General features: G+C 70.9%; 4 protein-coding genes. All 4 read left to right on the top strand.

Annotation, left to right across the window (positions count from 1 at the left end; genetic code table 11):
- Positions 1-4689, top strand: a 4689-nt coding sequence (locus tag AC1DXK_RS29060; protein ID WP_477299581.1) for an amino acid adenylation domain-containing protein, incomplete at its 5' end; no start/stop codon positions are given.
- Entirely contained in the window at positions 4686-7454 is a 2769-nt protein-coding gene (locus AC1DXK_RS29055) for a condensation domain-containing protein (protein WP_457108717.1), read from the top strand. The genes AC1DXK_RS29060 and AC1DXK_RS29055, both read left to right, overlap by 4 nt.
- On the top strand, positions 7451-8623 hold the full coding sequence (locus AC1DXK_RS29050; protein WP_457108718.1) for an alpha/beta hydrolase family protein: 1173 nt from the start codon (positions 7451-7453) through the stop codon (positions 8621-8623). The genes AC1DXK_RS29055 and AC1DXK_RS29050 overlap by 4 nt, the downstream gene beginning before the upstream one ends.
- A 165-nt stretch (positions 8624-8788) precedes the next feature.
- On the top strand, positions 8789-9024 hold a 236-nt coding region (locus AC1DXK_RS29045), incomplete at its 3' end, for a sugar phosphate nucleotidyltransferase (RefSeq protein WP_477299580.1).

Here is a 9024-nt window from a genome sequence, read left to right as displayed (position 1 = left end):
GCTCCTGCTGCGGCCCCTGCTGCCGCGCCGGCCGCGGCGCCTGAGCCCGCCTCCCGAGCCGCCATCCCGGTCTCCGACGAGGGGTCCTCCCGCCACCGCCTCTACCGGCCCGGCGCCAGCGCGGTCGGCGAGATCACGCCGCGCCAGCGCAGCTTCATCGACGATCTGGTGGCCCGCTACAACGCGCGCACGCCGCTCTCCAAGGAGCGCGCGCAGGCCTTCCGGTCAGTTCTCGCGGATCCGCGCAGCGCCGCGGGCTTCCGCCAGGAGTGGAAGGAACTCGTCTACCCGGTGATCTGCGAGCGCTCGAAGGGGTCGCGGATCTGGGACGTCGACGGCAACGAGTACGTCGACCTCGTCAACGGGTTCGGGCAGACGGCCTTCGGCCACGCCCCGGACTTCGTGATCGACGCGGTGAAGGCGCAGCTCGATCGCGGCTTTGCCATCGGCCCGCAGAGCCCGCTCGCCGGCGAGACGGCGGCCCTGTTCGCCGAGCTCACCGGCAACGAGCGCGTGACCTTCTGCAACACCGGGTCCGAGGCCGTGATGGCGGCGATGCGCATCGCCCGCACGGTGACGGGCCGCGACAAGGTCGTGATCTTCTCCGGCGACTATCATGGCCAGTTCGACGAGGTGCTCGTGAAGGCGTCCGGCCGCAGCGGCACGATCGGGGCGGTCCCAGTCGCGCCCGGCATCCCGCGGGAGGGCGTCAGCAACATGGTGGTGCTGCCCTACCTCGCGCCCGAGAGTCTCGCCTGGATCCGGGACAACGCGGAGGACATCGCGGCGGTCATCGTCGAGCCCGTCCAGAGCCGCCACCCCGACGTGGCGCCGGAGCCGTTCCTGCGCGAACTGCGCGCGATCACGGAGGCGAGCGGCACCGCCTTCGTCTTCGACGAGGTGATCACGGGCTTCCGGGTCCACCCCGGCGGCATGCAGGCCGTGCTCGGCATCCGGGCCGACCTTGCCACCTACGGCAAGGTGGTGGGCGGCGGCATGCCGGTGGGGATCCTGGCCGGCAGCGCCCGGTTCATGGACGCCCTCGACGGCGGACAGTGGTGCTACGGCGACGCGTCGTTCCCCGAGGTCGCCCCGACCTTCTTCGCGGGCACCTTCGTGCGCCATCCCCTGGTCCTGGCCGCGGTCCACGCGGTCCTGCTCCATCTCAAGGAGCACGGGCCGGCGCTGCAGGAGACCCTCTCGGAGCGCATGCGGCTCCTCGTGGAGCGCCTGAACGACGACCTCGCCCGGCGCGGGCTCGGTTCTCGGATCGAGCGCTGCAGCAGCTGGTTCTACTTCGACACCACGCGGGAAGGCCGGCTCGGGAGCCTGATCTTCCCGTACATGCGGCTTCACGGGATCCACATCCTCGAGGGCTTCCCGTGCTTCATCACCACGGCGCATTCGGACGCGGACCTGGAGCGGATCGCGCGGGTGTTCACCCGCGCCCTCGACGATCTCCAGGAGGCCGGCGTCCTCACGCCGGTGGCGCCCGCGCTGCCGGCCGCCGATGAGGCGGTGGTGCGCGTCCTCCCGAGCGAGACGCCCCTGACGCAGGCGCAGAAGGAAGTCTGGCTCGCAGCCCAGCTGGGCGACAGCGCCTCCTGTGCCTTCAACGAGTCGGTGTCGCTCCACCTCACCGGCAGCCTCGACCGGGCGGCCCTCGAGGGGGCGCTCGACGACCTCGTAGCCCGGCACGATGCCATGCGGGCGCGGATCGGGCGAAGCGGCGCGACCATGCAGGTCGCCGACAGCTTCAAGCTGGAACTGCCCTGCGTCGATCTCACCGGCGCGCCCGACCCGGAGGCCGCGTTCGCCGAACTCCTCGCCGCGGACGCCCGGACGCCCTTCGCGATGGCGACCGGCCCGCTCGTGCGGTGCAGGCTCGTCACCCGCGCGGCGGATCGGCACGTGCTCGTGCTGACCGCGCACCACATCGTCTGCGACGGCTGGTCGATCAACATCCTGATGGGCGAACTCGCGGCCCTCTACACCGCCCGCCGCGCGGGCCGGACCGCCGATCTGCCGGCGCCCCTGCCGTTCCGGCAATACGCCCTCGACACCGCCGCCCAGGACACCGGCGCGGTCTCCGACTTCTGGCGCCGCGAGTTCGAGGTGCTGCCCCGGCCGGTGGATCTGCCGACCGACCGTGCCCCGGTCCAGCCGAAATCCTTCCGCGGCGCGACGCTGACGACCTGGATCGAGGGCGACCTGACCCGGGCGGTGAAGACGGCCGCGGCGCGCGAGGGCTGCACGCTCTTCGCGGCCCTGTTCGCGGCCTCGCAGGTGCTGTTCGGACGCCTCGCCGGCTCGCAGGACGTGGTGATGGCCGTGCCGAGTGCCGCGCAGAACGGGCTCGACGAGGCGATCCTCGTCGGCCACTGCGTGAACTTCCTGCCGCTGCGTGCGCCCTTCGCCGGCGACGAGGCCTTCGCGGCTCACCTCCGGACGGTGAGGGACAAGGTCCTCGCTGCCTTCGATGAGCCGGACACGACCCTCGGCACGCTGGTCCAGCGCCTCGAGATCCCGCGCGAACTCAACCGGCTGCCCCTGACCAGCATCCAGTTCAACCTCGAGCGGCTGAACGACAAGCTCGACTTCGCGGGGCTCGACGCGCATTTCACGTCGAACCCGAAGGCCTTCGTCAACTTCGACCTGTTCCTCAACATCGCCGAGACGAATGACGGCCTGAAGATCGATTGCGACTACAGCACGGACCTGTTCGACGCGGCGACGATCGACCGCTGGATCGGCCACCTTCGGACCATCCTGGCCGCGGTCGCCGCGGATCCGGCCTGCCGGATCGAGGCCCTGCCCATCCTGTCCGGGGACGAGGTGCGCTGGCTGGTGGAGGATCTCAACCGGTCCCCCGCCGTCGCGCAGGACGAGGCCACGGTCGACGCCCTCGTCACCGCCCAGGCCGCGCGGACGCCGGACGCGATCGCGATCGACTGCGGCAGCGCGAGCTGGAGCTACCGTCAGCTCGCGGAGCGGGCCACCGCGATCGCCCGCTGCGTCCGGGCGCAGGCGGGTGCCACGCCCTCCCGCGTCGGCCTCGCCGTCGAGCGTTCCCCCGACATGGTCGCGGCGATGCTCGGCATCATGATGGCCGGCCACGCCTACGTGCCCCTCGACTCGGCGCATCCGCTCGCGCGGTCGCGCCAGGTCCTCGCCGCCGCCGAGCCGGCCCTCCTGCTCTGCGACGGACCGACGACCGCCGCCATCGCGGAGGGCGGCCTGCCGCTCCTGCGGATCGATCGGCCGCTGCCCGAGGCCGCCCCGCTCCCGGCCGATGCGGCGGCGACGCCCGACCGGGCCGCGTACGTCATGTTCACCTCGGGCTCGACCGGCACGCCCAAGGGTGTCGAGGTCGGTCACGCCTCGGTCGTCAACCTCCTGCGCTCGATGGCGGTCGAGCCCGGCTTCGGCGCGGACGATACGCTGCTCGCCGTGACCACGACCACCTTCGACATCTCGGTCCTCGAGCTGTTCCTGCCGCTGATCCTCGGCGGCCGCACGGTGATCGCGGACCGGGATGAGGTGCGGGGCGGCTTCGGCCTGCTCGGCCGGATCAAGACCTCGGGTGCCACCGTGATGCAGGCCACGCCCTCGCTCTGGCGGATCCTGCTGGAGGCGGGTTTCGAGCCGGGACCGGGCCTCAAGATGCTCTGCGGCGGCGAACCGCTGCCGCGCGACCTCGCGGACGCGCTCCTCGCGAAGGGCGGTGAACTCTGGAACCTCTACGGGCCGACCGAGACCACCATCTGGTCGAGCGTGGCCCGGGTCGGTGCCGGTCCGATCACCATCGGCGGTCCCGTCGCCCGGACCCAGCTCTACGTCCTCGACCGCGACGCGGCGCTCGCCCCCGTCGGGGTCCTCGGCGACCTCTACATCGGTGGTGCGGGCCTCGCGCACGGCTACTTCCAGCGCGAGGACCTGACGGCCGACGCCTTCCGCGAGATCGCGGTCCCGGGCCGGGGCGTCGAGCGCCTCTATCGGACGGGCGACCTCGCCCGCCGCGGGCCGGACGGCGCCATCCACCTGAGCGGGCGGGCCGACCAGCAGATCAAGCTGCGCGGCTTCCGGATCGACCTGGAGGAGATCGAGACGGTCGTGCGCGCCTATCCGGGCGTCGCGGCGAGCGCCGTCGGCCTCGTCAAGCGCGGCGACGCCGCGAGCCTCGTCGGTTACTACGTCGCGGCGAGCGAGAGCGTGACGCCGGCCGGCCTCGCCGCCCACGTGGCGGCCAAGCTGCCCGACTACATGGTCCCGGCGCTCTGGCAGAGCCTCGATGCGCTGCCGATGACGGCCAACGGCAAGCTCGACCGCAAGAGCCTGCCCGAGCCGGACGCCGCCGCGCGGCGGGATGACCGCCCGATCGTGCTGCCGCGCAATCCCYGCGAGGCGCAGATCGCGGCGATCTGGAAGAGCGTCCTGAAGGTCGACGACATCGGGGTCGACGACAACATCTTCGCCCTCGGCGCCGACTCGATCCACGTCTTCCGGATCGCGGCCCGGCTGATGGACGAGAAGATCGAGCTTGAGGCGAAGCACGTGCTCGAACACCCGACGATCGCGGCGCTCGCCGCCATCGCGGATCAGGCCACGACGGGCGCATCCGTCATGGCGCTGCCCTCGCTCCGCGCCTTCCGGCGCGACGCCACGAACCTGAACGGGAGCGCCCGATGACCGGCCGTCCGATCCAGATCGCGAGCCATCCGGCACCCGAGGCGCTGATCTTTCCCTGCTCCTCGTCGCAGCGGCGCTGCTGGTTCATCGACCTGCTACGGCCTGGCTCGACGATCCTCAACATCGCCCTTCGGTGGGAGCTCGAGGGACAGTTCTCACCGGCCATCGTCGAACGGGCGTTCCAGGCCCTGGTCGACCGGCACGAGATCCTGCGGACCCGCTTCTACGAGCTGGACGGCGAGCCGGTGCAGGAGGTGATGCCCCACCTCCGCTTCAAGCTCTCGCAGGTCGACCTCACCATCGTGCCGGAGGCCGCGCGGGCCGAGGAAGCCCTCGACCTCGCCAAGCGCGAGGCGATGGTGCCGTTCCAGCTGGACCGGCTGCCGCTGCTGCGCGTCACCCTCATCCGGCTCAGCGCGGAGAACGCCGTTCTCCTCGTCACGGTCCACCAGATCGCGTTCGACGGCTTCTCGATCAGCCTGCTCGCCCGCGAATTCGGCATGGTCGCCGCCGCCTTGCAGGGCGGCACCGACCCGGCCCTGCCCGAACTCCCGATGCAGTACGGCGACTACGCCCGTTGGCAGAAGGCGATGTTCAGCAGCCGCGGCTTCCAGGCAGAGGCCGAATACTGGCGCCGGCACCTCACCGACGCACCCTATTTCGAGGTCGGCGCGGATTTCCCGCGCCCGGAGACGCCGACCTCGAACGGCGAGATCATCGCGCAGATGCTCCCGCACGATTTCGGCGACGCCCTCGACGCCGCCGCCAAGGCCGAGCAGGTGACGCTCTTCGGCCTCGGCTACGCGGCGGTGGCGGCGGCCCTGCACCGCTTCACCGGTGAGACCGATGTGGTCATCGGGACCCAGCTCGCCTCGCGACACCACCCCGATCTGGAAGTGCTGATCGGCGTCTTTCTCAACAACCTGGTTCTGCGCATCGACGCGGCGGGCGACCCGAGCCTGCGCGACTTCATGCGGCGCGCCAACCGCACCGTGCAGGACGCGCTGATCAATCAGCAGATGCCCTTCGACCATCTGGTCGAACTCCTGAACCCGCCGCGCGACCCGTCCCGGACGCCGCTGATCTCGATCAACTTCGCGGTGCTCCACGAGGTCATCCGCGAGGACACGTACGGCCAGTTCAATCTGAAGGCGAAGCCGTCGCTGTCGCCCGGCTCGCTCTACGAGCTGAACTTCTTCCTGGTGCGCTGGCCGAGCGGCTGGCGCCTCGCCCTCGAATACAACACCGACCTCTTCACGCGTGCGACCGCCGACGCCCTGCTCGCGGCCTGGCGGGCGGCCCTGGATCAGGTCCTCGAGGACGCCGAGGCGCCGCTCTCGGCGCTGCCGATCGCCACGCAGCTGACGGCCGGCCCTGCGAATGCCGAGGACCTCGCCGCCGTCGAGGAGGCCCTGCTCCGCGACGCCCTCGTGGCGGAGGCCGTCGCGGTCCCGGCCGCCGGCCGGGAGGCCGACGCCGCGCCCTACGCCTTCGTCGTCCCGGCCGACCATGTCCGCCAGCCGCTCGAGACGCTTCCGGCGACGCTCATGGGCCATCTCGCGCGGGATGCCGGGCTGCGCCGGCCGCCCGCGGGCGTGAGCGTCCTGCTCGCCCTGCCGCGGACGGCGAGCGGGGCGGTCGACCGCCGTGCCCTGCCGCCGGCGCCGCGCATCGTCCCCCCGGCTCCGGCCGCCGACGCGCCGTCCGCCGATCTCGAAGCGATGATCCGGTCGGTCTGGGAGGAAATCCTCGGCGTCGCCCCCGTGCACGCGGATTCGAACTTCTTCGATCTCGGCGGACACTCGCTCCTGGCGGTGCGGATCTGCGTCCAGGTGGGACGAAAGCTGGGACGCCCGGTCGAGGTCGTCTCCCTGTTCCGCTCACCCACCCTGAAGGCTTTCGCCCAGTACGTCGCCTCCCTCCAGCCGGCGGCCGATGACGGGCAGATCGTCGTCGTGCAGCCCCATGGCGACGGGACGCCGGTGATCGCCATCAATCACCTGCTGTCCTACCGGGACCTCGCCCAGGCCGTCGGGCAGGACCGGCCCTTCTACAGCATCCAGACGATGGATTCGGCCGGCGTCCCGGAGGAGGACGGTCGATCGCTCGAGGAGATCGCCAGCGACTACGTTCGCCTCATCCGCCGGGTCCAGCCCCGCGGGCCCTACATCCTGTTCGGGCTCTGCGTCCACGGGGTCATCGGCTACGAGATCGCGCAGCAGCTGGAGGCCGACGGCGAGGCGGTGGAGCTGCTGGCCTTCGTGAACGGCTGGCATCCGACCTATTACGAGCGCCTGCCGTTCCGGAAGCGGGCTCAGATCCGGCTCCGGCACGTGCGCGAGAGCCTCGGCCTCGTGGTGAAGGGCAAGAAGACCGTCGCGGAATTCCTCGGGAATTACTCGATCACCCACCGGCTCGGCATCCTGAAGGTTCTGCTGTTCCTCAAGCTGATCAAGGAAATGCCGCCGCGGACCGGCTCCAAGACCGCCGACAGCTGGCTCCTCTATCTCATGAACGCGCGTAATTTGTATCGGCCACAGCCCTATGCGGGGCGCGTCCTGCAGTTCCTGGGTGATGAATCGCCCCACGGCCCCGGCTTCGACGACACCCTGGGCTGGACCGGCACGATCACGGGTCCCATGATCGTTCAGCTGATCAGCGATCCGGACGTCAAGGCACTCGACGACCCGGCGCTGACCGTCCTCGCGCAGCGCCTGCACGCGGGGCTCGCCAGCTTGGCGAGAACGGAGCGCGCGTTCAAATGACTGCGTCAGGGCGCGGGCGCGGCAGGCGTCTGGCGATCGCCCTGACGGCCTGCCTCCTGGCGTCCGTCGCCGCGATCGCGGTCCTCGCCCGGGAGCATCTGCGCGCGCTCGCCTTCCTGGACTTGCCGCGGCCCGTGCAGACCGGGGCTTTCCCGGTCGGCAGAAGCACCGTCACGGTCGGCGATCATCGGTCCGTCGACCTGTGGTACCCGGCCGCGACCGACGGCATCGGCCTCGCCGCTCGGATCAAGGCCGTCGTGCTGGCTCAGATGACGCCGACGCAGGCGGTCGCGCCGTGGGATGTCCCGCCCGCCACGGGCGCACCGCACCCCCTCGTGCTCCTTCTGCCGTCATGGTTCTCGGAGCGGCACGAGAACACCTTCCTGGCCGCCGATCTCGCGAGCCACGGCTTCGTGGTTGCCGCCGTGGATGACGTCATCCACGGCGCGCCGCTGGCCGGCGAGGACCGTGCCGCGCAGGTTTCCGCCCTCGACTTCGAATCCGAGGATCGCTTCACGGCCTCCCGCACGCTGTCCCGGCGGCGGGTGCTCCTGGCCGCCCGGACGGCCGACGCGACGCTCGACGCGCTCATTCGCGATCCCGCCGTCGCACCGATGATCGATCCCGCCCGCATCGGGGTCCTGGGCTTCTCCTTCGGCGGCAGCGTGGCGGCCGCGATGGCCCGGGATACGGCCCGCGTGCGCGCCGCGATCAACCTCGACGGCGACGTGATCGCGACCGAGATCTGGCCGCCGGCGGTGCCGTATCTCTTCCTGACGAGCGATCTCCCCTATCCATCGGCGGCCGATCTCGCCTCGGGCGATCTTCCGTTCCGGTTCGAGAGCGTCACGACCCGCGACACGTACGATCTCCATGATCGGCCCGACATGCCGCGCGACAGCGTGGCCTTCAGCGTCAGGGACGCGACGCACACGGATTTCTCGGATCGCCTGTCCATTCCGCCGTTCCGCGCGCTGTTCGACGCGCGGCCCCTCGACCGGCGCCGCCTCAGGTCCGATCTCGACACCCTGATCGTCGCGTTCCTCGCCAGACATCTCCAGGGCGGGGCCGACATCGCGGAGAGCGATGCGCCGCCGGCGCGGTTCAGGCCGCTGCCGCGTCCGCCACCGACCGGCGGCTTGGCCGCGAGGACCTTGTCCGGCCCGTAGCGCGCGGGCCGTCGGGACCTGCCGCGGCCGGGTCCGGCTCACGCATCGGTGTTCGGTGTGCGTGCGTTTTGCGGCTTCTAAGTAATTGCGCGTTATTTCAATTTTTGTCTACGATGCGATGTAGATATCCGTCGTTTTTCGGCAATTTCTCGAGAGTTAATATTGATGTCGAGCAGCGCTGCGGTGAGGCCCGTGATCCTGTGTGGAGGGACGGGGACGCGTCTGTGGCCGGCGTCTCGGGAGAGCATGCCGAAGCAGTTCGCCCGGCTGGTGGACGCGACGACCTCGACCTTCCAGGCGACGCTGGCGCGGGTGTCGGACGCTTCCGTGTTCGCGAAGGCGACCGTGATCGCCTCGGCGGAGGCCCGCTTCATCGTCGCCGAGCAGCGCGACCAGCTGGG

Source organism: Methylobacterium sp. P3_A11 (genome assembly GCF_056403155.1).
Note: the sequence above shows the minus strand (reverse complement) of the source record. Positions and strands in the feature narration are given on the sequence as shown.

Coding starts and splice junctions, on each gene's coding strand:
- AC1DXK_RS29050 (WP_457108718.1), top strand. CDS start 7,451: ATGACTGCGTCAGGGCGCGGGCGCGGCAGGCGTCTGGCGATCGCCCTG.
- AC1DXK_RS29055 (WP_457108717.1), top strand. CDS start 4,686: ATGACCGGCCGTCCGATCCAGATCGCGAGCCATCCGGCACCCGAGGCG.